The organism is Paenibacillus sp. GCM10027628, from assembly GCF_042676385.1.
Classification (GTDB): domain Bacteria; phylum Bacillota; class Bacilli; order Paenibacillales; family NBRC-103111; genus Paenibacillus_E.
On the sequence record NZ_JBHTHA010000011.1, the window covers coordinates 210,938 to 236,445 of the forward strand.

Genomic DNA, 25,508 nt, shown 5'->3' on the forward strand with positions numbered 1-25,508 from the left:
ATATAGGAAGAGACTCGGGGCAATATCCGAGTCTCTTTTTTGTTTATGATTTTTTGGTTGAAGCACCTTTCTTTTTCATGGCCAAATATCCGCCTAGCAAAGAAATAGGTATGATCACAATAAAACCGATGAGTTCATACCAAAGCGGGATATCGTGACTGGTCAGCATAGAATCAAACCCAATCGCAGCCGCAATGACCCCGATGATGGAAGCATTGAAAACTTCTGCCCGCTTCGCTACCTTAGCTGCCACATAGCCACCAAGGAACGTCCAAAATAAGCCGACCACCAGAAGCACCATTAATAAACCAACGTTCGAATAAATCTGGCTCAAATCCTTCTCATTCACTGGATTAGCAGCAAAATAAGCGCTGCCGATTAATGCCGTCGATACGAACGTTCCCAAATTATCAATGGATACGCCTAGCAGCACACCCAGGAAATGAAATCTGCGTTCACTCTTTTGTTCTGTCATTTTGTTATCTTTACCTCTCCTGATCGCTTCTATTACCGACCTTATCCATAATACCACGGACTGGATTGAGTATCCAGTTCTTTACTTTTTCTGCTTCTTGTTGATTTGATCCAATAAAGAGACGACTTCCGACAAACCAATCAATAAAGCGCCAGCGAAGATTGAAGATAGAATGTAAAACCCTGCTAGCACTAAACTGCTATGATCTAAAGATAAACTTAGAATCAGTCCAACAAGGATGACGACGCAGCCAACAACTATCAAAAACATGCTTATCCAATTCTTAATTTCGCCTAGGTCTACAAGAACATCAGCGTGGCCTTCTTCTCTTAATCTTCTCGCTTCTTGTTCCGCTGAATAACGATCAAAAAATCGTTTGGAAGTCTTATTTCCTTGTGGATCCCTCGAACTAACGTGAAATGCCATCTGATCAATCCCTTCGATTAAACGTGTCGCCACCAAGCGGACCGCGGGAACTCGTCAGCTCCAATACTTACAGCTTCCCCTATCTGGGGTGTAGAAATAGCTGCTCCATGTCTTTCTGCAGCCTGAATCGCTCGTTCGACCGGATCCGACCAGTCATGAAAGGCTAACGTAAATCCCGCCCAATGAATGGGAATCATGAGCTTTGCTTTGACATCCAGATAGGCTTGAACGCTCTCCTCCGGCGTCATATGAATATCTGCCCACCGATCATCATATTGGCCGCATTCCATTAAGGCTGCATCAAACGGCCCGTATTTATCGCCAATTTCCTTAAAATGAGGCGCATATCCGCTATCTCCGCTGAAAAAAACACGGGTCTGCTCGCCTAGAATGACCCAGGAGCACCATAGGGTTGTATTACGGTCAGTCAAACTGCGGCCGGAAAAATGCTTGGCAGGTGTACATGCCAGAGAAAGTCCTTCAAAATGAAGCTCATCCCACCAATCGTACTCTTGAATCTTCTCTGGATCCACGCCCCATTTTTCCAAATGCCCGCCGACGCCGAGAGGAACCAGAAATCGTTTTACCTTATGTTTTATTTCCCTGATCGTACCGTAATCCAAATGGTCATAGTGATCATGGGAGAGCAAAACCGCATCTATCGGGGGAAGCTCTTCCAATTTAAAGGGCAAACCGCCGCTATAGCGCTTTATTCCAAAACTTGGAAAAGGCGAAGGGGCGTCCCCAAACATCGGGTCTAACAACAAGGTCTTACCTTCAATTGTCAGCATGGAAGCAGAATGGCCGAACCACGTAAATTGAGCCCGATGACCTTGCTGAAAGCTGGGTTTTGCCATAGGTAGTAGAACTTGCGGCCGTCGGTTGGGATTGCCTTTCATCACATCTTTTAACATACTGAACATTGTTTTCGGACTGTTATCCATCAAGGTTGTCGTCAAATTAACAAATTTCCCGTTGACAAGATGTCCGGATTTTTTAAAAGCTTGTACCCTCGCCTTCGTGGGCCTCTGTCCAAAAGCCGGATAGAGATTCATAAAGAGAATTCCAGCGATAATAATTCCAATAACGACACTCGTAATGATAAGCAGCACTTTATGTCCTCCAACCTTTTTCACTTTCTTGAAATACTATTTGTTAACAACGTAATATCTCCTTATGCGGTTCCATTTTTTTATAATATGCAATTCCGCAAAGCAAAAAACCAATAAATCCGAATGATTTATTGGTCTGCATATACGCCATACCTCCCTGCAACTCCCATTAGGCATAACGCATTGTTCGATGTAACATGAATATTGGGTGATATTTATGTTCATTTCTCCGATGCTGGTTCCGTACGCCAAAGATAATCAACCATTCAACAGAAAAAATCATATCGTTGAACAGAAACTAGATGGCATCCGTTGTTTGATTTCCAAAATGGATCAACTCTATATTTATACGAAGCACCATCAACTCGTCACACACAAATTTCCTGAGTTACATAATTGTCCTTTTCCAGATGGAACTATACTTGATGGTGAGCTGATTGTTCCTGATCATCGGGGTAACCCTGATTTTGAAGGGATGTCAGCCCGGCTTTACTCGAGGAATCACAAGTCGGCTCCTGTATTATTTTATGCATTTGATATTTTGCGATACAAGGGAATTGATGTCACAAGTTTACCGCTGCTGCGGCGAAAAGAAATGCTTGAGGAAGCTTTCTTGGATACTGAACATTATAAAAAAATCAGCGTTTTTGAAGGAAAAGCAAGCGATTATTTTGAGCATATTCAACAACAAGCGCTTGAGGGAATCGTAATCAAACGGGCAGATTCTAAATATGCCGCTAGTAAAAGGCTGAAATCATGGCAAAAAGTCATCAATTGGGTTTACGCCGATGTGTATATTTCAGGATATCGAAAAAAAGACCTTAGCTTGTTAGCTTCTATAGATGCTACAAATGGCCTTAAAATACCCGTTGGCGTCATAGAACTGGGTCTTTCACAAGAGCATAAAAATGCCATTCATCTTGTAAAAAATCGCCTTGTGTATAAAGAAGATACCCACTTTGCTTACATGGAGCCGTTGCTGATGGCGAAAATAAAGACGAGAAATTGGACGAAAAGCGGCAAACTGCGCGCCCCTATTTTTATGGATTTCGTTATCTAAAAAAATCCTTAAACTCATCAAAGACTGCAATCACCATTGGAGGAGAAATGGTGGCTGCAGTCTTTGTGCTTTAACTTGCTTTGCAAAATTAGCGTCTGAAGCCTTGTAGTTGTTGTTCAGCGATTTGAACTAGCTTTCGTGTAATATGGCCCCCGATTGCTCCCGTATCGCGGGTAGCCATATAGCCGTAATAACCATCTTGAGGAATCTGAATACCTAATTCTTGAGCAACCTCGTATTTCATTTGCTCCAGTGCCGATTTCGCTTGTTGAACAACTAAGGTGTTGCTGCTTCTTCTACTCATTTGATTCACTCCTTTTCGTGGTGTAAGCCTAGTTTGTGGAGTTGTTGGATTATTATGCATGAATTAAAAATAATAATTTCAGTTCAGATGATAAGAAATAAACACTTCGGCGAAATTATCCGTTAAACGTTTCAAGAAAGCTCTTTACAAGCAAGAATGGAAGTGCGCCAATGGAAATAAAAGCATAAAAAAAGCCTTGAAGAAAATTTTTGAACAGTTTCACAATAATCACTCCTAACTTTTTTTGTCTAAATTGTGAACTGTCTTCATTGTACTCCTGCTACGTTAATGCTTCATGAAAATAACATTAATTTTTTCATGATACTTTTTACCATCGCTCAACTGTCAATAAGATTCGTCTCATACACTTCTCAGCAAATTCTCATAGAGTCCTTTGAATCGTTACCGCTCGTACTTAATTAGACAAAACGGTAAATTTTCGGATGTAAATCGTGTGTTATAGTGGTATCAGGTCAACAAAATACAGGCCATTGAGCCAACATAGGGAGGATACATTCATGAAAAAAACTATTAAAACTATCGCGACTTTTGCTCTGAGTTTATCCATCTTCGTGGGCGGCGCCATGGCGATCTCACCATCCACAACTCACGCCGCCTCAATTTCGGATAAAATCATTTCTACCGGCGAACAATACATGCATACCCCGTATCAATTTGGTTCACCGTCCGGGACTACTCGTACTTTTGACTGTTCATCGTTCACACAAACCGTATTTAAAAAGTACGGGATCAATTTACCTCGTTCTTCACGCGACCAATCCCAAGTAGGAACATTCGTACCAAGAAATCAACTGCAGCCAGGCGATTTAGTATTCTTTTATTCGCCGATTCATCACGTAGGTATCTATATCGGTAACGGTAAAGTTTTGCACACCTACGGTAGTCCAGGCGTTACCATCTCGGATATTAGCCACGGTTGGTGGAGCAACCACTACGCTACGGCCCGCCGTGTACTTTAAGGAATACAAATCAACGTCACCTTAACAAGGTGGCGTTTTTTGATTGCAAGAGATCCGAATAAAAAGACCATCTACGGATAATCGTAAGATGGTCTTTGCAATTTCGAAAAAATCGGACAAATTCAAGTAGCCAAACGGCCTCGAACTCATCGATACATAGCGATCTCCATTTCCGAGAATCCTTGAGTGGTAAGGGTTTAGCTCATCTTATGCTCAATTCTGAGCTTATCCGCTACCATCGCGATAAATTCGCTATTGGTCGTGCTATAGCACATGAAGAGACAGTTTTCACACAATGGGAACTCAATAAGAGTAAGGGTTTTAACGGTTACCAAAAAATAACTTCTATGATCTAATTCATGTATTCGTTGGGTTGTAATCAACATCTTTATCGGCTTCTTTGCCTTAGCTTTAATATACAACTATTGGAAGAAACTATCAACTGGGCTGTAAAATTTTTTGCCATCCCAGACCAGAGCCCAAAAACATCCAACCTTGCCTACCACTGCACCCAACCCTGATTTGTCGCCCATTTTTTATTAAATACAATGTATATATAGAACATTGGAGACAAATCCTAAAACCAAATCAAATCTAAAAATTGTCCACCCTATCAAACCGACTAGATCATTCTCTATATATAGAGAAACATCTCGTCACCTTATCTCTATTCTTACCTTCAACCCTATTTTTTCCTGTTTCGCCAATTCAAACGCTCACATTTCGATTTTAAGCTCTTAATAATCTCAATCATAATTCATTCCCTACTTCCGTTTCGAAAATCCGCAGAAAACTATTTAATGAAAGCGTAGAACTCCTTGATTCGTATTACTTACAAAAACAAACAAAAAGAGAGCAGCCACAGCTACTCCCTGAAATTACATCAATACTCAATACTACTTACCTTAAACTCCCCATTTGAATTATCATTCTCAACGACAAAGTACGCTTTTTTGTAAACACCTTGTCCAAATCCATTGGTTACATTAACATCGTAGAGCAATGTCAATTTATCATGTTTTCTACCAGTCAGCAGGGTCATCTGCTTTACATCTTCCGATAGAACCCTTGCTCCATTTTGAGTAAACTCCTTCTTTACATCTGCTTTCCAATCATCAAATGACTTGAATTTATCTTTGTAGAACATATCGTACATTTCTTGATTTATTATAAGTTGATTATCCTCTTTACTTTCGTCCTTAACTCCCAAGAATTTGTAATCCAGGACATTATTGGAATCATTTACGCCACTTTTCTTGTAGTCATACGTTGAATCACCAGTCTTTATTGCCTTTAAGTAATGATTAACCACATTCTTTGCCTTGCCTTCATTAGTCATGTAGTTTGAGTACCCATAATAGCTGCAAAGAACAACCAAAATTACGCAAACAATAGCAATTATAATCTTCTTCAGTGATGATTGCTTTGAGTTACTATTTACAACAACTGGCTCTTCCATTTTAGCGGCAGATTCTGCATTAGCTTGTATTTCAACTTGTTGAACCTTGTTACCACATTCACTACAAAACTTTACTTCATTATCATATTGCTTATTACAACTGGTGCATAGTAACATCCTCTGTCGCTCCCTATCGAATATTGCCTAAGTTGTTTTGATACAACGTATTCTCCGCTTGAACCCTTGATTGATAATCTCTATCTTCTTGTTTCCTTTGATCTTCTAGGGCTTGAATTTGGAGCTGAGAAGAGCGTCCATCTTGCAGATTTTTGATTTGTTGGTCAAAATCAGCAACATCTTTGGTGAGCTGCCTACGTTGTGTAGCGCCTTCTGGACTGTTGTCCATCGAAAGGGCATCCAAACTATTTTGCTTCGCCTGTCGTTGAGATTGTAGCGAAGTAAGTTTTTGATTGTATTCTGAATCACTATAATAGCCAACAGGCGAGCTTCTTTGAATAGATGTGATTTTATCGTCGATAAAGTTAATTGTCCTATCATAGTTATTCTGCAACGTTTGTAGAGCTTGGTTATGTCTATTGTATTCTTGATTCACTTGGTCAAGCTTGTTGGATGTTGATGGCGATGTTGGGACTATGGATGATGACGTGGATAGATTGCTTCCGTTCTGCGAAGCGGCTGGTAATGAAGTTACCCCCAAATACTGTCCACTTGAATACAAACCACTTCTCACCACATTGCCATTTGCATCGTATTCTGTTCCTTGACCATCCATTTTGTTATTTTTAAAATTGCCAATATAGTATTGTCCATCTGCAAAGATGAACTTCCCATTACCATCACTTTGATTACTTTTGAAATCACCTATGTATTTCCATCCCTGTACTCCTGTCAATGTCCCATAACCATCTTGTAATCCATTTAGAAATGTTCCTTCGTACTTGGTTACATCAGGAAATACTAACGTACCTTTACCATTAGGTAAGCCATCTTTAATTTCACCTGTATAAATTACACCATCCTTTCTTGTTAAAGTTGTAACAATTGCATTCACGTTCCCCTTACTCTTAACGTCAATTCTTCGATTTGTGCCATCCCAAGCGATTTCATTGCCGCTGGCTTCACCTACGAAACGCAGTGGAACAAGAGTACTTCCTTCTATGATATTAGGAGCAACTTCTAAGGATATTATCTTACCATTAACGGAAACTTCTTTATTTCCAATCTGCATTTGAATACTCAGACCATCTTTGGTTCCTGTTATAGTCTTCGCACTTGCATTCCATTCAACCTTTAATCCAAGTTTTTCAAAAACTGCTCTCATAGGTACAAGTGTTGTTCCATCTTGAATAACTGGCGAAACCTCAAAATTAAGTTGCTGCCCATCAACGAATACCGTAATAGGCTTTTGGTCATCAGCAAATACAACGCTAGGAATGAGAGTTGCTGCGATCAGCGTTGTTCCAATAATGGTCTTTAATTTTGTTTTCATGTTGTTGTACTCCCTTTGAATGGTTGGAATGGTTAATTACGTCCTTTTTTAATGGCGTACTATCTAATGCCATTTTTACAGCATCCTTACCAAAGCCATTGATAAAGAAGGAATGCTCCTTCGTACTTTCATCAACTTCTATAAACCTCATGGCTCTTAATCTATCAATCACCTTTCGAAAAATAGCTTCTGACAAATTGCTTTTCCCATGGACTATAGAATTTTTCATTGCTTTTACCCTAATTGTTGCACTGTTTTCCAGAAGTACGTTCAAAACATCTACCTCTTGCCTAGTCAAGCTTTTCACAATGAACTGGAAGTAGTCGTCCATTTTCTTGACCTCCTTATTTGGTATCCTCATAGTCCTAGCAATGTCGAATTAACCAGAATAATATTATCATAGATAATTGTTAATATAAACCATTTTGTTTGGTAAGCCAGACAATCCATATGCGAACTTTCCGTAATAATTGATTCAAAAAGGAGAACAATCCTTTGCAACTTGAACTCATTTTCGGAAAAGTCGTTAAAAGTCTACGGATTAAAAAGGATATTTCTCAAGAGCAACTTGCAGTTGAAAGCACTCTTGGACGTAGTTATATCTCTGAGCTTGAAAATGGAAAGTATCAACCAACTCTAACCAGCCTTTTCGATATTGCTAGGGCATTAAAAATGAAGCCTTCAGATTTAGTACGCCTTGTAGAGCTTGAATTTGACAACCAAACCCATTAGTCATTGCCAAAAGACCCCTCTGGAACAATCCTGGAGGGGTCTGATTTCGTTCTATGTATCTTCCCTCACATTACATGAAAGAAGAATTTTATATGATAGACATGAGTGAATTTTCCAACTAATTAATGTATTTTATATAATATCCTTACATTTACGGTATCTACTTTTGTTACTTCTAGATCACTTCTCTTTCGAAATTAATAAGAGCATAGTTATCATAGTCGCCCTCTCTTACACCTTTATATTTAATACCGTTAAACCCAATCTCTTTACAACATTCAGAAATGTAATTTGTTAAGAGATACTCAAGTTTCAAGAAATTATTTGTGTGCGGAGATTGGGAGAGAAATCTTCCAAAATCCCCAATCAGCTTACTTAAGTCAAGTATCTTTAATGGTTTTAAAATCATTATTGTTGCAATGTCTAATTCATCAGAGTTAGTGAAGTTTACCTCATAAGGAACAAACTTCTTGCTATTTGTTAGATACAATACAGATGAGCCAATAAGATTAAATCTTCCATGTGATGAAACACCGAAGGGGGGATTCCACATGTTTTCATCTTTAAACTGACTACTTCCAATAGCTCTAGTTCTTCCTCTATAAAAGTTACCTTTCTCTAATAACAAATAATCCTGATTATCATACATTTTCTTAAACAATTCATAAAATTTTCTCCCAACAGGATGCCTATACCCTAACATTGGGTTTCTCTTTAGATATGATAAGAAATTAGTAATCTCAAAGCTTCTTATGAGGATGTTATATTCCTCTGCAAATTGATGCCATTCCTCCATATCAATATCAAAAAAGTTATTTATCTCTTCGAATTTATATATCTTAATGTTGTTATCAAATCTACCAATGTCGTATTCCTGATTTTCTCTATCATAACCATATCCACAGCATTTGCATCTAAGATATGGTAATATGTACTTAGAATATTGTTGTGGAATTTCATGTTGGACTATGAACTTCTCAACTAAAATACCTTCACTAAATTGCTTTTCTCCTATTTCTTCGAAACTTATGTTATTTACTTCGTTTAGCTCCATTATCACATCACACTTTGAACAATAATCTACAAAATCAGATAAACGCTCACCTAACAATTGGCATACTTTTTTGATAAATTCAGCTTCTGTGTTACGAGGTATGAAAAAGTCATCTAACTCAATCTTCTCATTACAATTCGAACATCTCAATTTACCATTGTGTTCCAAGAACATACTCTCATCATATTTCCCAACATATTTTGCTAAGTCATCGAAGTAATCCAGTATACTTTCAAGTTGATTCATTCGTAGACTGATAAAACTTTCCGTTAAGTCAAAGCAATCAAGACATTTGATTTCCATAAATTCTCCTCTTAAAGGTAGTCAAAATTTACTTAACCATTTGGCATATTACATTGAATGAATTGTATAGTGTGTATTTCGTTTATTTGACGTACGGAAGTAGAGCATATACCCCCTATGTTGAAAATACTAAGTTTTCATTATATTTTTAGTACGCCCCATACCCCTTATAGAACAAAGAAAAAGTACCCTACATAAGGATGCTTCACCATCAAATTAACATAAATCTTTTACAGTTCTCTTCACCCAACTCTTGCAACAATACACACGTTCTATTATAACGTTTCACCGTTTGTTTGATTTTCTTTCCATCCTGATCTTGTTTTTCGCTCTGCTCGTTTTAATCGAATCTCTTCGAGTGTTCTAAATTCGTAAATGTCCCCACTTAGATTCACTCTTTTAAAATCATCAACACCATGATTGATAATGTCATAGAGTAGTTTATCAGTATATGTTGGAAACTCAAATTTCAGATACTTATGTAACTCCTGAAGATTATTATACTCCTTCAGTAGCCCACCATTTTTCAAAACTACGATTGGTATGTGTTCCATTTTTGAATCTCCTTAAAATTATCATTTCTTTAAACCAATGTTCAAGATATTAATTTAAACATAAATTTGACATAGCATTCCATTTTTTAAATTTTGTCTAAAATGATTTTAAGCCCTTCCCATACACACATCAACTAAATGACTTAAATGGGATTCTAATCTCTTCAATCTCTCCTTTTGTTCATTCGTCATGTGTTTTCTTGTAACTCCTTCTAGAAGACTCCATGTATTTAACAATAAATTGAAATCATGTTTAGGTGCTTCATTCGAAGTGATGGATAAGAAGTATGCTTCTCCATATACTTCTCCTGTTTTTAGATTGGTTGCCTTCAACTGTTCTAAATTATATATGATCTCATAGTTACCGTTCTTAAACATCGCTTCTTTAATCGCCATAGTTAATTCCCTCCGTTAATTATTCCTCAACTCTTACAAGAAACAAACGTTCCCTAAACCCTCCACGTTCATCCTTCTTTGCCAATCGCACCTTTTCAAAATCCTCAATACTAACACCCTTGGTCTTCAAAATTCCATACACAACCTCAACAAGATCAGCCAATTCTTCAACTTGATCTTCTTCTTTTGCATGGGTGTACTCAATAAATTCCTCATGAAGCTTCTGATCAAGCATCGCTTTATATTCAACATCACTTAGCACTCTAATTTCCGCTTTCTTGCCCTGTGCTTCGATGATTTGAGGAATCTTATCGCGTATAAGCTTGTTGTAAATCTGCATCCTCATTCTCCTTCAAAATCGCTTAACCTTGACACAAAACCAAACCTACGGGTATGCCCCTAAATTCTTTTACAAATGCTCAATCCATTTATCTAAAATTATTCTTGTTATCATGTTTAATGGTTTAAAGCGTTTAAATACATTGATTAAATGTGGCGATACGAGATAATAAGTGTAAATGAAAGCTCGTCCGAACCTATTCTTTCGCAATACATTATCACGATAATCTCTCAACTTTACCACTTGCCAAGCATCTACATCACCGTAAACCGCAGTTGCTACGTAGCACGCTTTCTTTGTCGTTCGGTAATACATTCTATTGTACGTGGCTTTTTTGGGATTAGTAAGCCAGCCATAACCTCGAGGGGCACGATACTTTGTACGTACCGCCCGTTTCCAAGAAGTCCGAGCAGCTATACGCTTCTTAAAAGATGGTCTACGGTATCCAAATTTCAAATTTATTCATCCCTTCTGATAAGGCATTTTACAAATCTGAATGATTATCACATTCACAATTGTAAATATATAGTAAGTAATCTCTGCTGATCTGGTTAATTAGTAAAATTATACCACGACTTTCGAATTACTTGGAGGAAAATGTTGGTTCATGTAGAATAGTTGCAAATAGAATAAATAGCTAGAGAGGAACTATGCCAATAATGAAATCATTACGTATTACAGCTTTGTCGCTCATACTTTCTTTATCTCTTACAGCTTGTGGTTCAGCAACCAATCCTACGTCATCTATCCAAAACGATAAGTCATCTACCCAGCAGTCATCTGCGATCGTATCAACAAATCAGCAAGCCACTTCTTCTCCAGCAGCAGCTTCCACTCAGCAAAGTCAATCAACTCAAACCAAAAACGATCAATCGCAAGTCCAAGCATCATCTCCAAGCACAAACGATGCTCCAACAAATAAAGAATCTCAAAGCGATGGTTCAAGCAAACAATCTTCTGTTCAAGCAGCTTCAAGCACAACTACTAAGGAAACGACAGGACAAACCAAAGAAGTTAAAACGGAATCCAAACAAGAAGATTCCGTTAAAATCATAAGTGTTACTTCTCCTGCTGAACGTAATTCAACCGCAACATTGAAGGCAAAAGTAAAACCAGGGGCTTCCGCATCAATCGTAGTCCATTATAAAAGTGGAGCAAGCAAAGCCGCGGGCTTAGAACCAAAGAAAGCTGATGCAAACGGAAATGTAAGTTGGTCTTGGCATGTAGGTGGCAATACAACTCTTGGAAGTTGGAGAATTACCGTATCATCTGGAGATTCAACCGCAGAAACTTCATTTGAAGTAGTTCATTAAGAGGAAAATCCCCAATTGTTTATTAGCAATTGGGGATTTCCATATATTCAAGGTATTTGTTGGATTAGTTTGACCCCTTAGATAAAATTGGAGTTTTATTCTAGTCAATAATGGGCTTTGTAGCTGCTAGCCATTCATCAATATTGTTGTAAATTTTCGTTTTCGGATACTTTAACTGCTCTTGTTTCCCTGACCATGTAAGATGTACTTGAGCAAAAGTATATTCGTCTCCTTCTAATTCGAATAGCACATCATCACTTGCATCGCTACGTGCAATTGCTCTTACAAAAACATTTTTGAGAACATGGTCATCGTTTAATTCTTTCCTAAGTTCTTTAACCAGTCCTGCCTTTTCATCCTCATGAACCAATCTCCAAGGGGCTTCAAGAACAATATCAAATAGCTTGAATCTAATTAATTCCTTTTCAAATACATTCCTATATGATTCGCCCATTTTAGGGAATCGCTTAGTAAAAAACTTCCAAAAATCTTCTTCATCAAAACTTTCTGCACTTGTTGATATACGTAATGGCAGATTATGAAACGTGTCTGCTAAAGAGTTAATTTTCCTAAGATATTGAATACCTTGTTTCCAAGTAAACGGGTGCCACCATCTTATATATCCTGTTGTTGAGTTGAGTCTAACTTCAACCAGCCCAATAAAGAAGATAAGTGTATGCTCTTTTTCTGGATTCTTCCATATTTACACCTCTTCTTTGTACTCAGCAACATTCTTAATATACTCATTCCGCTTAAGTAAAAACCTCCGCATATAACTCTCCAAAAACAGCCTATCAGCCAACTTCCCCAAAGAACCCAATGGCGCTTGATAATCAAACGTATCAATCATCAGCGTGCCATTCTCAAACTCAACAAACTCATGTGTATGTCTGAAACGTTTAAAAGCTCCGCTAATCTGTTCATCTACAAAACAATACGGATAGTCAAACTCCGTTATCTTAGCTGTAAGATATTGCTTGATTCCAAAATGCACCGCTTCCCAAGTTACGGATTGTCCAAGTTCAATCAAACCACTTGTAACGCCACCTATAGCCCTCTCCTTGGTCTGTGATGTTGATTCAGCGTGAATGTCAATGCTCCTAGCTAAATCGAAGCACACTTCAACAGGGGCATTTATGTGTAGTTCTATTTTGATTGTTGGCATTTTTATCACACTCTTTAGCTGTAATCTGTATCTTTAGTCTTAAAATGAACCAATAATTATTAGTATCCAGTATAAAGCACCTATTACAATCAACACCCATTGCCTTTTAGTAAACTTATCTCTTACTAAATGCTCTGGTTGTTCTCTCTTCCAATATAAATTCAATGCATATTGAGCATAAGCAAGAGGAATCGTTGACAGAAACCCTAAAAACCAAAATAAATGCGGTAATCTAAAAAGTGCATTCAGAATATAGAATGAAAGCATCATAATAATTGGATACATCTTCACTCTTATATCATTTTGCTTCAATAGTCTTTTGATTCGATTGAATAAATCAACCACAATAATAAACCCAATGATAGGAATAAACGTAAACACAGTCCTATAAACGTAACTCAATTCCCAATTGTTATGCTTCTGCAATTGTTTCCATGTTTTATAGAACCAAACCATTTGATAAAATCCTGTCGTGATTACAGTTAGTACAATCAAATGCCATATTGGTTGAATATTTGAGTATTTCACTTCGCTTGGTCTTTCTATTGTCGTGTTTACAATTTGAATCTCATTCAATTGATTTCCTCCCATAGTTGCCATCGCAGCATCAAACCTATTTTAATCCTCAATAAACTTATTTCCCCAGCCACTATCAATTGATATTTCCTGCAATGAACCAGTTGGAGCAAAGAGAAGCTTCAAATCTTCAAGGGCAGATTCACTCCCCTGTCTTAAACTTTCGATACATGAGTCCAGGTACTCCAACACTTCATCAACATCTTTAAATCTTGACCAAGTAACGTTTGTATTAGGCGAATCTACAAGTGAGCGAACTTCCAGCAATAGCTCTATCAGCGCTGCATACTTTAATTGCATAATTATGACCTTTCCTTACCCAGTAGCTCAATTACCCTATCAAGCTTCTTACCCATTTCAGCATCGTGTTTCTTCTTCCAGCTAAAATATCTAATAGCACTGATCAGCGTGGCAATCAACAATACTGCCGTTATTAAGGAAATAAGTTGCATTAAAGCAGTTATTAGTGAAAATGCATGCATAATATCACATTCTCCTTTCGATATATGATTGCACTTTACATAGAACTATTCTTTTATTCAAGGAATTTCTATCCCTTCATTATCATCAAATGTACTTAAATCGATACTAATTTGCTCCCATCGTCCTTTTCCCAGAACATGGAGCATCGTAAATGGATTAGGACTATCGTCACTTATAATTGCTTCGCAATTCAACATTTCACAGAACGTGCCAATCAACGCGAGACTATCCTTTGGGTTTTCTTTCTTTAAGTATATACTTAATATTAAAGGGTACTCAGCTTTACATTCACTTGTTTCACAAATCACTTCGGCATCGTCAGCAACTATTGTATCTTCTAAAGTGGGTGTAATGATTAACTTGGAATTGTCTATTTGGAAGATTGAGCAAAGTGCATTAGTTAGTTCAACTTTTGTTAGAATCCTATTCACTATAATATCTTGCCACATCATAAAAAACGCCCCATTTCATATAGCGCCACCCAATACCTCAACTAATAACGCGCTATAACCTTACTAACTGGACTACCCAAAACTTGCTCTATATGTTCGAAATCTTCATCCTTAAGCTCGTCTTGTGGATTCATGATTTCAATTGAAAAACGCGAAAAGCCAGCATTCCACACATAGCGCAACTCATTTAACGATGTACTCTTACCACAGCAATCAACAACTATTCTAAGGTTGTGAAAAGAATCTTCATAAGCCTTGTCCATGGCTCTTTGCCACCAACCAATCTCAATATTCGATGCGCAGAAAGGGCAACTAACACTCTCAAAGTTCCCACCTTGATCTATAAAACGAACTTCATCAGTCAAAATAAATTCTGTTTTGTCACTTTTTACACTCTGCGCTATCCATTCTTTAATTTCTAATAACTTAGTATCCGCAGGGATATATTCAGGGTTTTTAGGAATAAGCTTCAAAAACACATCTGACATGACATATCCTCCGTTATTGTAATGACACTTTAAGCTTTTTCTCTAGCCTTGTTATACCTTTTGAAAGCTCTAAACGATTCTTTGAACTTTTTATCCAATCAGGAAGTCTGCTCGCCAAACTCTGATTTTTATTTGGCATTCGTTCTCTCAACGACGAATTAATGAAACTATCCAAAAAGGACAGATGTTCATGATTGTACGCCCAAAGAATATTCCCACAACAATTAGTTCTTAACCAAAGTTTCAAGCCCATGAATGAACCTTTACCCCATGAAACGATACTTGGATTCGAAATAAGTCCACATTGAGTGCAAATTAATTTGTATTGATACCTTACTTCTGGTACTCTTACCCCTTTTGCACACTTAAAGCAGTAAGGACACTCCACCAATACGTCCGTTTTGAAAAGAAAATCATACAGAGTCTCACCGTTTTCCCTAAACCTAGATTGTTTCATGATTTCTTCGTTTTCCACCTTTTATGGATTCCATGTTTTATTTGAACAATCTATACTAATTCATATATGATTCTGCTACTTCAACACATCTAGTTAGATTCAGTTCAGGGTTTTGTTTATCAATAAACCTTAGACATTTTAAGTACTCTACGCTTTGAAGATTGTATGCAACTTCTTCAAAAACCTCACTTGAGTATAATATTTCATCTTTTGTACATGACATCAGAAAGTCAATTGTCTTTTTAGAATCTTCACTCAAAACTGTTATCAATTCTTGTCTGTATTCCTCAATTTTAGGGTCATTCATATGCAATGATGCCCTTAATTTTATTATCTGTTTAGCTACATCAATCATGATTACACTCCTTCCATGCCATAAAATTGCTCTTTTATCCTCAATCGGGAATATTTCCACCTATATTTGGCAGTTCTCCCTCAAAATCACATGCACATACTGCATTAAATCCTAAATCCCAAAGACATTGCAGTAATTCTGCAACACTTGACATATACTTTTTCTCATCTTTGTCAGCATGATTCCTTGGTTCAATATCAAGATAATATCTATAGAAGAGGAAACCATCTCTGTTATTCGTTTTTTCAATATCAAAGTCTTCATTTTTTAAAATGTCTATTTCACTAAAGTCTGTCACAATTGTTCTTGTAGCTTCTTTTGTACCTGTTACAATACTGCATACCAAGCCAACAAGGGAGTTTTTATCCATATCTGTGTGAATAAATAGCTTACAATACAAATTATCATAATGTGACATATTGTTCTCCCTCAATAAAATCGTACTTTTATGACCTTATCAATTGTCCAATTGTTCCCCAATAAACATCCATATCATTAACCTCTAAATTATTAATTGAATCCTTGCCACCCAGGAACAAAGGAACCTTGTAACCTACACATTTGTTATGTTCAAGTCTTTTTCCATTTTCCTTATTCCATTCGTTAAAGAACTCTGTGGCAATAGCAGCATCTTGGTATTCAATGAGTTCTTCTTCATGAAAAGACTTGAAAGTACATGGCATCTCCAAAACTTCGCCTGTACCAACTTCTAACATCAGTATCATTGGTTCATTATCTATTTTCCTTTTAAAATCTAATACAAATTGTCTACCTAACCAATCATAAGCAAAACATTGAATCCTGTTTGATAAGAATGGAAAGGTGTCAATGGCTATTCTATTCCATTTATCCAATTCATTTAGCGAATGAACTCTATAAAGTCCATCCTTAAAAGTCATTCCATGAAAATTAAGCATAAACTCAATAGCGCCAATAGAACTCTTGAAAGGTTCTAATCTTTTAGTATATTCATTTTCAATGGTTAGTTTCTTTATGGATGTATTAAAATCCTTACAAAAATCATCAAACATACAGCATCCTCCAAAATTCTTCAATAAATCATTCATTTATTCTACATTTAGGTCTGTAACTTTTACCTTATCAAGAGTATATTGATTACCAAGCCAGAAACCATGACTCCGCTTCATCCAAACCTCTACTTTACGGTGATTTAGCACAGTTACAAAATATGATGTTGTTTGATCTCCACCTTGGGCATCTGAAGTCTTTTCACATCTTGTTATATTTGGGAGTTTAATTAAAAAATCATACGTTTCATTGTCTTTTGCTACTTCTTTGAATTTTTGCAAGTCATGGTTAGAAATCATTTTGTTAATTTGCTTATTAAGCACATTACCGCCTTTACTACCCATAATATCAAGGTGTTCGTAACCTACAAATGAAAGAAACATGAATATTATAAAACTAATCACAATAAGAAACCTTCTCATTTATTTCACTCCATACATTAATGTCTAGTCAATACAAACACCCAAAACGAAATCCCAATCGTCGCAAATAATATCCCCATTATCCTCTGCATCACAAAATACACCTTTGGTGGTTCTTTAACAGCTTTCCAGCTTTGAGTTATCTTCCAGAATGTGTAAGGAGCAATCGCAATAAACAATGAACCACCTAGCCAAAGAATGAAAACAATAGTGGGGAATATCATTATCAAACTAATTTCTGCTGGAACATGAGTCATCAAACGCAATCCCCTTTCCACAACCTCATTTGGTACATTATACCATTAAACCCAAACAAAAAAGCTATCCCCATTTTCGGATAGCTTTTATAACTTGATTACCTTAGATGCTCCAATATCTGCATTGCTCTGAAGAAATCATTTCCTGAATCATTAGTAGTCTTCCTTGCAAGCTCTCTTAATTCGTTGATTTTTTGCGTATACTCCTTGTTAATAACCAATTCTAAACCAGCTATTTCACTTAATCCATTCGTTATGTAACCAACAGGTACATAAGGACTCCAGAACATATAGCGTATATTTTCAAAGTTAGTTAGATAATCAGTAGCATATTCCTTCTGCTTAAAATGCTTTGTTTTAATCTTTTCAACAGTGGTTTTGTTATCTACATATAATGCTCCAAGAAGATGAGTGGTTACTTCACATAAATATGCTGTTTTGGTGACAAAGTTCAAACCAACAACATCCAGTTCATCTAAGCCCTTCAAACCACCGCCACGTGTTCTAACATTGTATTCAATGAAATCACAACCTTCAATCTGCTTAAGATAAGCACCTACGATTAATTCTCCCATTTCAGTCTTCATGGTTTAACCCCCTAACATCTTCGCTTTAGTTACTTTATCAAGTATTCTTTGATCTCTCCAAGTATGTTTTCCCATGAGGACTAAACTCACCAGAACCATTTGTAAGTTTGATTATTACTTTTTCAAGTGATTTTCTTAAAAATTGTTTGTCTTTTTTTCCAAGTCGAAACCTTGTAAAGTCCTTCTTTAAGCCTTTGTATAACTTCCCAATCGGTTTATGAAATTTTAGTACATGTTTATAGCTTAAAATATCGAAGGCATCTTCACCTCTTAATATTGAGATAACAGTCCATAAGATATAGTGAAAGTTATATTTCACAAGTGTATCTTTGTTATTTCTATCAAACAACTTTGTTTTTTCATTAAGTCTAAACAATTGATCTAACATGCACCAAAAAAGTTCAATTTCAGCAATTACTTGCAAATTGCCAACACGTAAATCTTCATGATAATCATAATATTTTACATTATGAAATGCAGAGATAATTTGTGGAGTTGCATACATAAGATTTGTGTTTATATGATTAAGAATGTTTTCCTTTATTTCACTTATTTCTATACCAGGTTTAATATCATGCACTCTTCTAAATGCTGTTCTTACATCAAGATAAACGTATAACTCAAAGAGAATTGGTGCATATAATTTTTGATACACTTCTTTATTATACTTATGATTTTCACGTTTTTTAGTTAACCAATGGGATATTATTTGAGCTATAACTGCGGCAATAAATGCAGTAGAAGCTGTTATTATTGCTGATGTATAAGGATTACTGTTCAATTTATCACCCTAACTTTCTCCAAAAACAACTGCTTGTTCTTAAAGTGAAGCAAAATTATCGCTCCTGATGCAAATAACACCTCAAACGACAATGTTTCATCATCTACAATCAATATTTCATTATATCCCCAAACATCGAATCCTCTACGTTGTTCAAAGTCACTCTCACCACACCCAAATTTCAATTCAAGCTTCTTTATTTTCTTGAACGTAATGTTCCATTCCTCTGTATCATTGGTCACTATTACCGTAACCTCAACTGGGTTCAACACACCATAATCAGAATGTATCACATCTACATTCTTAAGGCGATAATCGTGGAAGCCCTTTGTTTTGAAGTATTCGTAGACCTTACGTGAAAGCCTATTTTCTAATTTGGGGTAGAGTTTATTATATGCTTTACTATTTTCTGTCCATTTAGATTGCGCATTTTCCTGATCTACTACGTTTCCATGATTCATTTGAGTCCATAGTTCATCTGTAAAGTATTTCAAACGGATATGCTCCTATTTCCTTTTTGTCCCTATTGTACCATTTGGCGTTTCGCTATAGGTGATAATTTTTCGTTCAAATTGAATTTAGGGACGCTGGTCTGGAGCGCATAGGGGGTATGGGGAAAAAGCGAAGTTTCTAATTGGTTAAAATATGCCCCCTGTTCCCTTTTAGAAACAAGAAAAAAGCATCCTTCACAGATGCCATTCCTTTTACTAATAGTCACACTAATTGTGAAATATGTATCTTCTAATTCCTTATATAAACTGTCCTAGTATTTTCATCCCAAGTAACTCCAGCTCCCAAAGATTCACTTACATACCTCAATGGAACCATTGTAACGTTGTTAACAATTACTGGAGGAACACTAAGAATTGAAAAATTCACATTCACATTATCCTTAGAACTATAGGCAGCCATGCTTCCAATTTGAATAGAAATTGATGAATTTCCTTTGAATGCATAAACAACATACTTTTCACTATCCCATACAACTCTTGAACCTAATGATTCAAAAATATCTCTTAGTGGAACTAATGTTGTACCCTGAGCAAGGATTGGAGCTTGACTTAAGTTTAACTCTTGATGATAAGGCGCTGGTGTTGGGTATCGTTGATATGTTCAAATTGTATCCTCATAGTCCATCCATAAAGGCAAGAGGACTATGTTTTTGATATTTCTTACCAATTTCTTCATTTGTGAAATCAAGGTATGCCTTTTGTGTAACCTCTACGGATGAATGCCCCATGATTCTGCAAAGAGAGAACCAATCTCCACCATTAAGGATGTAATATTTAGCGAAGTTGTTTCTAAGCTGATGAGGATGAATATCTACTCCTACACTTTTTCCAGCATCCCTTAGTGCTTTTTCGTAATTCCTGATTTCTAGCGGGGTTCCTCTGTTCGTTGGGAATAGGAAGGGACTGTTATTGTAGCGATCTTTGTAAAGTATCCATTGTTTGATCTCTTTTGCAATTTTAAATGAGAAGTATACATACCGCTCATGATTATTTTTAGCATTCTTGATTAGAATGCTCTTGTGGTTGAACTCAAGCACCTCTGGTGTTAGATTGATACATTCAGACACACGCATGCCTGTATCAAGTAAAAGTTTCGTGATAATGAAATTCCTATACCCATGAAATGTAGTGGTATCAAAGCTTTCTAACACCTTCTTAAACTCCTCTGGTGTTATTATTTTTTTCATTCTGCGTTCAGTCTTTGGATTTTCCAAATTTCCTACAGGATTTTTAGGTATTTCTCGTTCGATTTCAAACAAATAATTGAAAAACACCTTGATATTACGAACGTAGTTGGCAATTGTTGTCATAGAAACTGGCTTGTTAAAATCCGTTCTACGATCAGGGTAATTAACTTGTTTCGCACTCTCACGACTAACTACCGTATACTTTCCACGTTCCTGAACGTACTTAATGTAGTGCCTAATGTGCGCAGTTTGGACTTTTGCCGCTTCAACAATCTTAAAATGTTCTTGAAGATACGTGAGAAACAATTTAAGCGATTGTTCATAGCTTGCTAATGTTTTCTTTGACAAGTTCTTCGACGAGCAATAGAGCATGAAACTTTCCAAATGAAATTCAAGATTTGTCATAAAAGAAAAAATTCCTCCTAATCAGTGAGTTTGATTGCAACCCAATGAATAGTAGGAATTAGTTGGTTAGCCACAAAAAATTTGTTGGCTTTCAAAAGCTATTTGTTGGTATATCCGTTTAGCTGGATGGGATTCCCAAATCCCTAAACCCCGCTCAGCTCAAGGATTCTAACCCTCTCATGAAACCTTATGCTCAATTCTGAGTTTATCCGCTACCATCGCAATAAATTCGCTATTGGTCGGCTTTGATTTTGAAATATTAATCGTATAGCCAAAAATAAAGCTGATGCTGTCGATGTTACCGCGCGTCCAGGCGACTTCAATGGCGTGGCGGATGGCACGTTCGACGCGGCTTGGCGTTGTTTTATATTTTTCGGCAATCGCTGGATAAAGCGTTTTGGTGATTGCTCCGAGAATCTCAATGTTGTTGTACACCATTGTGATCGCTTCGCGGAGATATTGATATCCTTTAATATGCGCAGGTACGCCGATTTCATGTATGATGCTGGTGATGTTGGCGTCTAAATTTTTACCTTTCGGCATGTGAACGACGTTTGCTTTTGGCGACACAGACGTTGTCGTGGATGCAATATTATTGGATACCAACTGGCGAATTCGATTCGTAAGAACTTCCATATCAAAAGGTTTCAATATGTAATAGGAGGCACCCAATTGAACAGCTTTTTGCGTAATGTTCTCTTGGCCAAATGCAGTCAGCATAATGATTTTAGGCTGTGGGTTCAGGTTCATCTCACGTAGTTTCTCAAGTACGCCCAGACCATCAAGATGAGGCATAATAATATCTAAAATAAGAACATCCGGCACTTCGCGCTGTTGTTCCATAAAACGAAGTACTTCATTTCCGTTGTACGCGACACCTACAATTTCCATATCCTCTTGCTCGCCAATGAACTCCGATAACAAGTGGGTGAACTCCCGATTATCATCTGCTAACAGCACCTGAATTTTTTGCAACTTGAAATCCTCCTTTTAGCTACTTGTACAAGTTGGTAATTTTTCTCTTAGGTTAAGGTATTCGACACCCCAATTAAAATTCCTTCTGTCGAAAATTATTTTTCTTTTCTTTTATTTCACTTTCTTATATAATAATATATTTATCTTCTATTTCCAACATTTTTCGACATATTCAAACCGATATCATGCCATCCTGTAAAATAAGAAGTACAAACCCCATAAATAAAAAATCAAAGGCATTTAGCTCGCCTTTGATTCTGAGGATGATGGTCTGAGAATGATACCCGAATCCTGCAGCATCCATTCGATGAAACAACCATAACCGCTAGTCGGATCGTTAACAAAAACGTGTGTGACAGCTCCAATCATTTTGCCGTTCTGGATAATCGGACTGCCGCTCATGCCTTGTACGATTCCACCCGTTTTCTCCAGCAGCCGCGGATCGGTTATTTTAATCACCATTCCTTTAGTTGCGGGGAAATCTTGTTTGGAGACATGAACGACTTGAATGTCGAACTTCTCTACCTTTTGACCTTCTACAACTGTATATATTTGGGCAGGTCCTTCTTTTACTTCTTCAGCAAAGGCAACCGGAATCGCATTTTTATCCAAGCTGTGATCCGGTGCGGCATACATCTTGCCGAAAATACCGAAGGACGTATTTTTCTCGATATTGCCGATAACTTTGCTGTCCTTATACAAGGTGGCACGCTTCTCGCCGGGCTCTCCGTTATGACTCTTCGAGATGGATGTGACATTGGAATAGACGATATCTCCGTCACCGACAATAATAGGCGTTTGGGTATCCATGTCGGTAATGACATGACCGAGGGCTCCGTACACCCCTTGATCGGGGGCATAGAACGTTAACGTTCCTACACCGGCGGCTGAATCGCGAATATACAAACCTAACCGATAAGACTTGTCCACTACATCATAAGCGGGCTGCAGCTTGACTTTAACTTCCTCGTTATTGCGAAGGATGGTCAGATCAAGAGGCTCTTTGTTTTCTCCGGATTTGGCAACAAGATCAGCAACTTTACTGACATCTTTAGATTCCTTGCCGTTGATTTTTGTAATGAGATCACCGACTTGGATTTTTGCTTCTTCCCCAGGAGAAACTTTTTGGTCTTGGGCAACAGTTACGAGATGATGCCCCACAACCAATATGCCGGCAGACTTAATTTTCACGCCGATCGTTTGGCCACCTGGGATCACTTTTAGATCAGGAACGACATTGACTTTCACTGTTTTAAGCGGAATGGCGCCAAAGAGCTTGAGCTTCATTTCCGTTTGACCAGAACGGTCGGATTGCAAGGAGAGGGGTTCATTCAGATTAACCTGAAATGAGTGCTTGGCATTGCCGTTGACTTTCACGATTTCCGGGTCTTTGACCGTAACTTGCGCGTTGACCGGCATCGTTAACTGAAGCAGTTTCCCTTGGCCGCTGAATAAGCGAAGTTCCTGGGGAAATGAGGCAAAGCTTTGAAAAGGCGGAGACAAACTAACCATACAAACGAAGAAGACGAGCAGGAGTCCAATCAATCTTTTTCTTTTGCTGGATTGCAAGTTCTTCACGCTCCTTCACACTTCCTTGAGCCCTGACGATCGCTTCGTCAAATGCGTACCTTTAAGTTAACCTCACTCTCTCCGTTTTATAACTGAAAATGATGACTATCTATACTTTCATACCCTAGATTTCTTGGTGCGAGCCATGGCAAGCATTTCCCCTGCATGGTGGAGTGTTGTCGCAGTCACTTCTACGCCGCCAAGCATGCGCGCCAATTCTTCAATTTGTCCGGATTCCGGTAAATCTTGCACGCGAGTAAACGTTCGCTCTTGATCCACTTCTTTCCGAATGTAAAAATGAACATCGGCGAAACTGGCCACCTGTGGCAAGTGAGTAATCGAAAATACTTGGCAGCTCTCGGAAAGAGCAGACATTTTCTCCGCAATTGCTTGCGCCGCGCGGCCGCTCACCCCTGTGTCGACTTCGTCGAAAACGAGCACCGGAATTTGATCCGTACGTGCGAATATCGTTTTCATCGCCAGCATAATGCGCGAAAGCTCGCCGCCGGATGCGATTTTGCTTAAACCGCGAAGCGGCTCGCCCGGGTTTGGAGCCATCAGGAACTCAACCTGATCGATCCCTTCCCGCGAAAAGCGCACCTTGTTCCCATCCACCTCAATACCTCGTTCGTCGAGGATTTGTTCGACTTGGACACGGAACTGCGTACGCTCCATTTGCAGGTCACGAAGCTCAATTTCGATTTGTGCTGCAAGCTGCTGAGCGATGCTTTTACGGATATTTGAGAGATCAAGGGCAGCAATCCCGAGCTGCTTTTCTTCTTTGGCGAGCTGGTCCTCGAGCTTGCGAATATGTTCATCTTTATTCTCGATGGTATCAACTTCTCTTTTAATCTTGTCCAAATAAGCCAGCATCTCTTGAATGTTTTCCCCATATTTGCGGCGCAATGATGTGATCGTGTCGAGTCTTTGCTCAATAAAATCAAGACGAGCCGGATTGAATTCAATCCCATCCCGGTAATCACGAAGCTGAAACGCCGCATCTTCAAGCTGATAGTATGCCGATTGAGCTTGCTCTAATAGTGGGCCGAGTATACTAGGATCAAGCTGTACGATATCCTGCAGACGCGCTACCGCCTTGTTGGTGGCGTCCAAACCTCGATTTGTCGCATAAAGCATGTCGTACGCTTCTGAAGAACTTTGATACAGCTTCTCTGCGTTGGCAAGCTTTCGCTTCTCTTCAAGCAAAGCTTCATCTTCGCCAACCTTTAGCTTGGCAGAGGACAGCTCATCGATCTGGAATCGGTACAGATCCAGCATCTGGAGCGCCTGCTTGCTCGTTTCTTGCAATTCACGAAGATCCTTTTGCAGTTTCATATAGGCATCATAGGAAGTTTGGTATGCTTTTTTAGCAGAGCGGATTTCTGCATCCGCAAACAGGTCGAGGGAATGAATGTGTTCTTCCACATCAAGGAGCGATTGATGTTCGTGCTGACCATGAATGTTAACAAGCCATTCTCCGGTCTCACGCAGCATCGTCAAATTGACGAGTTGACCGTTAATGCGACTGGAACTTTTGCCCGAGGCTGTGATTTCTCTCCGAATGAGAAGATGTTCGCTTGGATCCGCCTCAATACCGAGACTTGTAAGCGTATGCCAAACCGGATGCGTGGCGGGCAAATCGAACATAGCCTCGATCTCTGCTTTGTCTGCACCGTAGCGCACAAGGTCGGAAGAGCCCCGTCCGCCGACGATGAGCGTAAGCGCATCGATAATAATGGATTTACCTGCGCCAGTCTCCCCGGTTAATACGTGAAAACCGGTTTTAAAACGAATATGTACATGTTCAATGACCGCCAAATTGCGGATCGATAGTTCTGTGAGCATGCGCG

Annotated in this window: 36 protein-coding genes; 4 read left to right on the forward strand and 32 right to left on the reverse strand. The window is 38.1% G+C overall.

What is annotated here, in order from left to right; translation table 11 throughout:
* Window positions 1-43: 43 nt before the first annotated feature.
* The 3 genes from ACFQZT_RS12645 to ACFQZT_RS12655 form a co-directional block, all read right to left on the reverse strand.
* Window positions 44-475 (reverse strand): hypothetical protein, encoded by a 432-nt coding sequence (locus ACFQZT_RS12645; protein ID WP_379300226.1) that lies wholly within the window; start codon window positions 473-475, stop codon window positions 44-46.
* Between the two features lie 81 nt (window positions 476-556).
* A complete protein-coding gene (locus ACFQZT_RS12650; protein WP_379300228.1) occupies window positions 557-901 on the reverse strand; it encodes a hypothetical protein in 345 nt (114 codons plus the stop codon).
* Window positions 902-918: 17 nt separating this feature from the next.
* On the reverse strand, window positions 919-1,845 hold the full coding sequence (locus ACFQZT_RS12655) for an MBL fold metallo-hydrolase (protein WP_379300463.1): 927 nt from the start codon (window positions 1,843-1,845) through the stop codon (window positions 919-921).
* A 385-nt stretch (window positions 1,846-2,230) separates the two neighbouring features.
* Between ACFQZT_RS12655 and ACFQZT_RS12660 the strand changes: the two genes are divergently transcribed.
* The gene (locus tag ACFQZT_RS12660) at window positions 2,231-3,073 is read left to right on the forward strand and encodes an ATP-dependent DNA ligase (RefSeq protein ID WP_379300230.1); all 843 of its coding nucleotides are present in this window, start codon (window positions 2,231-2,233) and stop codon (window positions 3,071-3,073) included.
* Window positions 3,074-3,161: 88 nt separating this feature from the next.
* Here the strand turns inward: ACFQZT_RS12660 and ACFQZT_RS12665 are convergent, their stop codons facing one another.
* On the reverse strand, window positions 3,162-3,377 hold the full coding sequence (locus tag ACFQZT_RS12665) for an alpha/beta-type small acid-soluble spore protein (protein ID WP_379300232.1): 216 nt from the start codon (window positions 3,375-3,377) through the stop codon (window positions 3,162-3,164).
* A gap of 518 nt (window positions 3,378-3,895) precedes the next feature.
* Here ACFQZT_RS12665 and ACFQZT_RS12670 point away from each other — a divergent pair.
* The gene (locus tag ACFQZT_RS12670) at window positions 3,896-4,357 is read left to right on the forward strand and encodes a C40 family peptidase (RefSeq protein ID WP_379300234.1); all 462 of its coding nucleotides are present in this window, start codon (window positions 3,896-3,898) and stop codon (window positions 4,355-4,357) included.
* Window positions 4,358-5,240: 883 nt separating this feature from the next.
* Here ACFQZT_RS12670 and ACFQZT_RS12675 read toward each other — a convergent pair.
* Genes ACFQZT_RS12675 through ACFQZT_RS12685 form a run of 3 tightly spaced genes read right to left on the reverse strand, consistent with a single transcriptional unit; the run spans window position 5,241 to window position 7,597 of the window.
* On the reverse strand, window positions 5,241-5,933 hold the full coding sequence (locus tag ACFQZT_RS12675; RefSeq protein ID WP_379300236.1) for a zinc ribbon domain-containing protein: 693 nt from the start codon (window positions 5,931-5,933) through the stop codon (window positions 5,241-5,243).
* 13 nt (window positions 5,934-5,946) lie between these two features.
* Window positions 5,947-7,266 carry a stalk domain-containing protein gene (locus tag ACFQZT_RS12680; RefSeq protein WP_379300238.1) on the reverse strand — a complete coding sequence of 440 codons (1,320 nt, stop codon included), beginning with the start codon at window positions 7,264-7,266 and terminating at the stop codon, window positions 5,947-5,949.
* Window positions 7,205-7,597: a hypothetical protein gene (locus tag ACFQZT_RS12685; protein WP_379300240.1), complete on the reverse strand. Its 393-nt coding sequence runs from the start codon at window positions 7,595-7,597 to the stop codon at window positions 7,205-7,207. Before ACFQZT_RS12685 ends, ACFQZT_RS12680 begins: the two co-directional genes overlap by 62 nt.
* Window positions 7,598-7,761: 164 nt before the next feature.
* On the opposite strand from ACFQZT_RS12685, the gene ACFQZT_RS12690 reads away from it, so the two are divergent.
* The gene (locus tag ACFQZT_RS12690; RefSeq protein WP_379300243.1) at window positions 7,762-7,998 is read left to right on the forward strand and encodes a helix-turn-helix domain-containing protein; all 237 of its coding nucleotides are present in this window, start codon (window positions 7,762-7,764) and stop codon (window positions 7,996-7,998) included.
* A gap of 175 nt (window positions 7,999-8,173) precedes the next feature.
* On the opposite strand, the gene ACFQZT_RS12695 is transcribed toward ACFQZT_RS12690, so the two are convergent.
* The 5 genes from ACFQZT_RS12695 to ACFQZT_RS12715 all read right to left on the reverse strand — a co-directional run bounded on the left by ACFQZT_RS12695 (window position 8,174) and on the right by ACFQZT_RS12715 (window position 10,960).
* Complete coding sequence (locus ACFQZT_RS12695; RefSeq protein ID WP_379300245.1) at window positions 8,174-9,355, reverse strand: hypothetical protein; 1,182 nt, start codon at window positions 9,353-9,355, stop codon at window positions 8,174-8,176.
* Between the two features lie 275 nt (window positions 9,356-9,630).
* Window positions 9,631-9,909, reverse strand: a complete 279-nt coding sequence (locus ACFQZT_RS12700) for a hypothetical protein (protein ID WP_379300247.1) — start codon at window positions 9,907-9,909, stop codon at window positions 9,631-9,633.
* 108 nt (window positions 9,910-10,017) lie between these two features.
* The gene (locus ACFQZT_RS12705) at window positions 10,018-10,305 is read right to left on the reverse strand and encodes a hypothetical protein (RefSeq protein ID WP_379300249.1); all 288 of its coding nucleotides are present in this window, start codon (window positions 10,303-10,305) and stop codon (window positions 10,018-10,020) included.
* A gap of 19 nt (window positions 10,306-10,324) precedes the next feature.
* Window positions 10,325-10,645 carry a pyrophosphohydrolase domain-containing protein gene (locus tag ACFQZT_RS12710; protein WP_379300251.1) on the reverse strand — a complete coding sequence of 107 codons (321 nt, stop codon included), beginning with the start codon at window positions 10,643-10,645 and terminating at the stop codon, window positions 10,325-10,327.
* 69 nt (window positions 10,646-10,714) lie between these two features.
* Window positions 10,715-10,960 (reverse strand): CFI-box-CTERM domain-containing protein, encoded by a 246-nt coding sequence (locus ACFQZT_RS12715; RefSeq protein WP_379300465.1) that lies wholly within the window; start codon window positions 10,958-10,960, stop codon window positions 10,715-10,717.
* Between the two features lie 344 nt (window positions 10,961-11,304).
* Between ACFQZT_RS12715 and ACFQZT_RS12720 the strand changes: the two genes are divergently transcribed.
* Window positions 11,305-11,958, forward strand: a complete 654-nt coding sequence (locus ACFQZT_RS12720; protein WP_379300253.1) for a hypothetical protein — start codon at window positions 11,305-11,307, stop codon at window positions 11,956-11,958.
* 100 nt (window positions 11,959-12,058) lie between these two features.
* Here ACFQZT_RS12720 and ACFQZT_RS12725 read toward each other — a convergent pair whose 3' ends face one another.
* The 20 genes from ACFQZT_RS12725 to recN form a co-directional block, all read right to left on the reverse strand.
* A complete protein-coding gene (locus ACFQZT_RS12725) occupies window positions 12,059-12,412 on the reverse strand; it encodes a hypothetical protein (RefSeq protein WP_379300255.1) in 354 nt (117 codons plus the stop codon).
* Window positions 12,413-12,661: 249 nt separating this feature from the next.
* A complete protein-coding gene (locus tag ACFQZT_RS12730) occupies window positions 12,662-13,123 on the reverse strand; it encodes an SRPBCC family protein (RefSeq protein ID WP_379300257.1) in 462 nt (153 codons plus the stop codon).
* 39 nt (window positions 13,124-13,162) lie between these two features.
* Window positions 13,163-13,699, reverse strand: a complete 537-nt coding sequence (locus ACFQZT_RS12735) for a hypothetical protein (RefSeq protein ID WP_379300259.1) — start codon at window positions 13,697-13,699, stop codon at window positions 13,163-13,165.
* A 42-nt stretch (window positions 13,700-13,741) separates the two neighbouring features.
* A complete protein-coding gene (locus tag ACFQZT_RS12740) occupies window positions 13,742-13,999 on the reverse strand; it encodes a hypothetical protein (RefSeq protein ID WP_379300261.1) in 258 nt (85 codons plus the stop codon).
* A 2-nt stretch (window positions 14,000-14,001) separates the two neighbouring features.
* A complete protein-coding gene (locus ACFQZT_RS12745; RefSeq protein WP_379300263.1) occupies window positions 14,002-14,181 on the reverse strand; it encodes a DUF4083 family protein in 180 nt (59 codons plus the stop codon).
* 57 nt (window positions 14,182-14,238) lie between these two features.
* Window positions 14,239-14,634 carry a hypothetical protein gene (locus ACFQZT_RS12750; RefSeq protein WP_379300265.1) on the reverse strand — a complete coding sequence of 132 codons (396 nt, stop codon included), beginning with the start codon at window positions 14,632-14,634 and terminating at the stop codon, window positions 14,239-14,241.
* A 41-nt stretch (window positions 14,635-14,675) separates the two neighbouring features.
* Window positions 14,676-15,122, reverse strand: coding sequence for a hypothetical protein (locus ACFQZT_RS12755; RefSeq protein WP_379300267.1), 447 nt, complete (start codon window positions 15,120-15,122; stop codon window positions 14,676-14,678).
* Between the two features lie 512 nt (window positions 15,123-15,634).
* A complete protein-coding gene (locus tag ACFQZT_RS12760; protein ID WP_379300269.1) occupies window positions 15,635-15,934 on the reverse strand; it encodes a hypothetical protein in 300 nt (99 codons plus the stop codon).
* Window positions 15,935-15,974: 40 nt separating this feature from the next.
* Entirely contained in the window at window positions 15,975-16,352 is a 378-nt protein-coding gene (locus ACFQZT_RS12765; protein ID WP_379300271.1) for a 1,4-dihydroxy-6-naphthoate synthase, read from the reverse strand.
* 28 nt (window positions 16,353-16,380) lie between these two features.
* A complete protein-coding gene (locus ACFQZT_RS12770) occupies window positions 16,381-16,965 on the reverse strand; it encodes a T6SS immunity protein Tdi1 domain-containing protein (RefSeq protein ID WP_379300273.1) in 585 nt (194 codons plus the stop codon).
* A gap of 36 nt (window positions 16,966-17,001) precedes the next feature.
* The gene (locus ACFQZT_RS12775) at window positions 17,002-17,385 is read right to left on the reverse strand and encodes a hypothetical protein (RefSeq protein WP_379300275.1); all 384 of its coding nucleotides are present in this window, start codon (window positions 17,383-17,385) and stop codon (window positions 17,002-17,004) included.
* Between the two features lie 17 nt (window positions 17,386-17,402).
* Window positions 17,403-17,642: a DUF6199 family natural product biosynthesis protein gene (locus ACFQZT_RS12780; RefSeq protein WP_379300277.1), complete on the reverse strand. Its 240-nt coding sequence runs from the start codon at window positions 17,640-17,642 to the stop codon at window positions 17,403-17,405.
* A gap of 98 nt (window positions 17,643-17,740) precedes the next feature.
* A complete protein-coding gene (locus ACFQZT_RS12785) occupies window positions 17,741-18,229 on the reverse strand; it encodes a hypothetical protein (protein WP_379300279.1) in 489 nt (162 codons plus the stop codon).
* A gap of 37 nt (window positions 18,230-18,266) precedes the next feature.
* Window positions 18,267-19,010, reverse strand: coding sequence for a hypothetical protein (locus tag ACFQZT_RS12790; protein WP_379300281.1), 744 nt, complete (start codon window positions 19,008-19,010; stop codon window positions 18,267-18,269).
* Window positions 19,007-19,504, reverse strand: a complete 498-nt coding sequence (locus ACFQZT_RS12795; RefSeq protein WP_379300283.1) for a hypothetical protein — start codon at window positions 19,502-19,504, stop codon at window positions 19,007-19,009. Before ACFQZT_RS12795 ends, ACFQZT_RS12790 begins: the two co-directional genes overlap by 4 nt.
* Window positions 19,505-19,751: 247 nt before the next feature.
* Window positions 19,752-20,060, reverse strand: coding sequence for a copper amine oxidase N-terminal domain-containing protein (locus ACFQZT_RS12800; protein ID WP_379300467.1), 309 nt, complete (start codon window positions 20,058-20,060; stop codon window positions 19,752-19,754).
* Window positions 20,061-20,136: 76 nt separating this feature from the next.
* The gene (locus ACFQZT_RS12805) at window positions 20,137-21,114 is read right to left on the reverse strand and encodes a tyrosine-type recombinase/integrase (RefSeq protein WP_379300285.1); all 978 of its coding nucleotides are present in this window, start codon (window positions 21,112-21,114) and stop codon (window positions 20,137-20,139) included.
* 177 nt (window positions 21,115-21,291) lie between these two features.
* Window positions 21,292-22,089, reverse strand: a complete 798-nt coding sequence (gene spo0A / locus ACFQZT_RS12810; protein WP_379300287.1) for a sporulation transcription factor Spo0A — start codon at window positions 22,087-22,089, stop codon at window positions 21,292-21,294.
* A gap of 240 nt (window positions 22,090-22,329) precedes the next feature.
* Window positions 22,330-23,658 carry a SpoIVB peptidase gene (gene spoIVB / locus ACFQZT_RS12815; RefSeq protein WP_379300289.1) on the reverse strand — a complete coding sequence of 443 codons (1,329 nt, stop codon included), beginning with the start codon at window positions 23,656-23,658 and terminating at the stop codon, window positions 22,330-22,332.
* A 117-nt stretch (window positions 23,659-23,775) separates the two neighbouring features.
* On the reverse strand, window positions 23,776-25,503 hold the full coding sequence (gene recN, locus ACFQZT_RS12820) for a DNA repair protein RecN (protein WP_379300291.1): 1,728 nt from the start codon (window positions 25,501-25,503) through the stop codon (window positions 23,776-23,778).
* Window positions 25,504-25,508 lie beyond the last annotated feature (5 nt).

Bases quoted from the DNA above. Each gene is read 5' to 3' on its own strand.
- ACFQZT_RS12675 (WP_379300236.1), bottom strand. From the start codon at position 5,933: ATGTTACTATGCACCAGTTGTAATAAGCAATATGATAATGAAGTAAAG.
- ACFQZT_RS12720 (WP_379300253.1), top strand. From the start codon at position 11,305: ATGAAATCATTACGTATTACAGCTTTGTCGCTCATACTTTCTTTATCT.
- ACFQZT_RS12785 (WP_379300279.1), bottom strand. From the start codon at position 18,229: ATGAAGACTGAAATGGGAGAATTAATCGTAGGTGCTTATCTTAAGCAG.
- ACFQZT_RS12760 (WP_379300269.1), bottom strand. From the start codon at position 15,934: ATGATTGATGTAGCTAAACAGATAATAAAATTAAGGGCATCATTGCAT.
- ACFQZT_RS12645 (WP_379300226.1), bottom strand. From the start codon at position 475: ATGACAGAACAAAAGAGTGAACGCAGATTTCATTTCCTGGGTGTGCTG.
- ACFQZT_RS12770 (WP_379300273.1), bottom strand. From the start codon at position 16,965: ATGTTTGATGATTTTTGTAAGGATTTTAATACATCCATAAAGAAACTA.
- ACFQZT_RS12700 (WP_379300247.1), bottom strand. From the start codon at position 9,909: ATGGAACACATACCAATCGTAGTTTTGAAAAATGGTGGGCTACTGAAG.
- ACFQZT_RS12660 (WP_379300230.1), top strand. From the start codon at position 2,231: ATGTTCATTTCTCCGATGCTGGTTCCGTACGCCAAAGATAATCAACCA.
- ACFQZT_RS12695 (WP_379300245.1), bottom strand. From the start codon at position 9,355: ATGGAAATCAAATGTCTTGATTGCTTTGACTTAACGGAAAGTTTTATC.
- ACFQZT_RS12730 (WP_379300257.1), bottom strand. From the start codon at position 13,123: ATGCCAACAATCAAAATAGAACTACACATAAATGCCCCTGTTGAAGTG.
- ACFQZT_RS12665 (WP_379300232.1), bottom strand. From the start codon at position 3,377: ATGAGTAGAAGAAGCAGCAACACCTTAGTTGTTCAACAAGCGAAATCG.
- ACFQZT_RS12750 (WP_379300265.1), bottom strand. From the start codon at position 14,634: ATGATGTGGCAAGATATTATAGTGAATAGGATTCTAACAAAAGTTGAA.
- ACFQZT_RS12755 (WP_379300267.1), bottom strand. From the start codon at position 15,122: ATGTCAGATGTGTTTTTGAAGCTTATTCCTAAAAACCCTGAATATATC.
- ACFQZT_RS12725 (WP_379300255.1), bottom strand. From the start codon at position 12,412: ATGGGCGAATCATATAGGAATGTATTTGAAAAGGAATTAATTAGATTC.
- ACFQZT_RS12655 (WP_379300463.1), bottom strand. From the start codon at position 1,845: ATGGATAACAGTCCGAAAACAATGTTCAGTATGTTAAAAGATGTGATG.
- ACFQZT_RS12765 (WP_379300271.1), bottom strand. From the start codon at position 16,352: ATGTCACATTATGATAATTTGTATTGTAAGCTATTTATTCACACAGAT.
- ACFQZT_RS12670 (WP_379300234.1), top strand. From the start codon at position 3,896: ATGAAAAAAACTATTAAAACTATCGCGACTTTTGCTCTGAGTTTATCC.
- ACFQZT_RS12780 (WP_379300277.1), bottom strand. From the start codon at position 17,642: ATGACTCATGTTCCAGCAGAAATTAGTTTGATAATGATATTCCCCACT.
- ACFQZT_RS12715 (WP_379300465.1), bottom strand. From the start codon at position 10,960: ATGTATTACCGAACGACAAAGAAAGCGTGCTACGTAGCAACTGCGGTT.
- ACFQZT_RS12740 (WP_379300261.1), bottom strand. From the start codon at position 13,999: ATGCAATTAAAGTATGCAGCGCTGATAGAGCTATTGCTGGAAGTTCGC.
- ACFQZT_RS12805 (WP_379300285.1), bottom strand. From the start codon at position 21,114: ATGACAAATCTTGAATTTCATTTGGAAAGTTTCATGCTCTATTGCTCG.
- ACFQZT_RS12745 (WP_379300263.1), bottom strand. From the start codon at position 14,181: ATGCATGCATTTTCACTAATAACTGCTTTAATGCAACTTATTTCCTTA.
- ACFQZT_RS12685 (WP_379300240.1), bottom strand. From the start codon at position 7,597: ATGGACGACTACTTCCAGTTCATTGTGAAAAGCTTGACTAGGCAAGAG.
- ACFQZT_RS12705 (WP_379300249.1), bottom strand. From the start codon at position 10,305: ATGGCGATTAAAGAAGCGATGTTTAAGAACGGTAACTATGAGATCATA.
- recN (WP_379300291.1), bottom strand. From the start codon at position 25,503: ATGCTCACAGAACTATCGATCCGCAATTTGGCGGTCATTGAACATGTA.
- ACFQZT_RS12650 (WP_379300228.1), bottom strand. From the start codon at position 901: ATGGCATTTCACGTTAGTTCGAGGGATCCACAAGGAAATAAGACTTCC.
- ACFQZT_RS12775 (WP_379300275.1), bottom strand. From the start codon at position 17,385: ATGAGAAGGTTTCTTATTGTGATTAGTTTTATAATATTCATGTTTCTT.
- ACFQZT_RS12710 (WP_379300251.1), bottom strand. From the start codon at position 10,645: ATGCAGATTTACAACAAGCTTATACGCGATAAGATTCCTCAAATCATC.
- ACFQZT_RS12680 (WP_379300238.1), bottom strand. From the start codon at position 7,266: ATGAAAACAAAATTAAAGACCATTATTGGAACAACGCTGATCGCAGCA.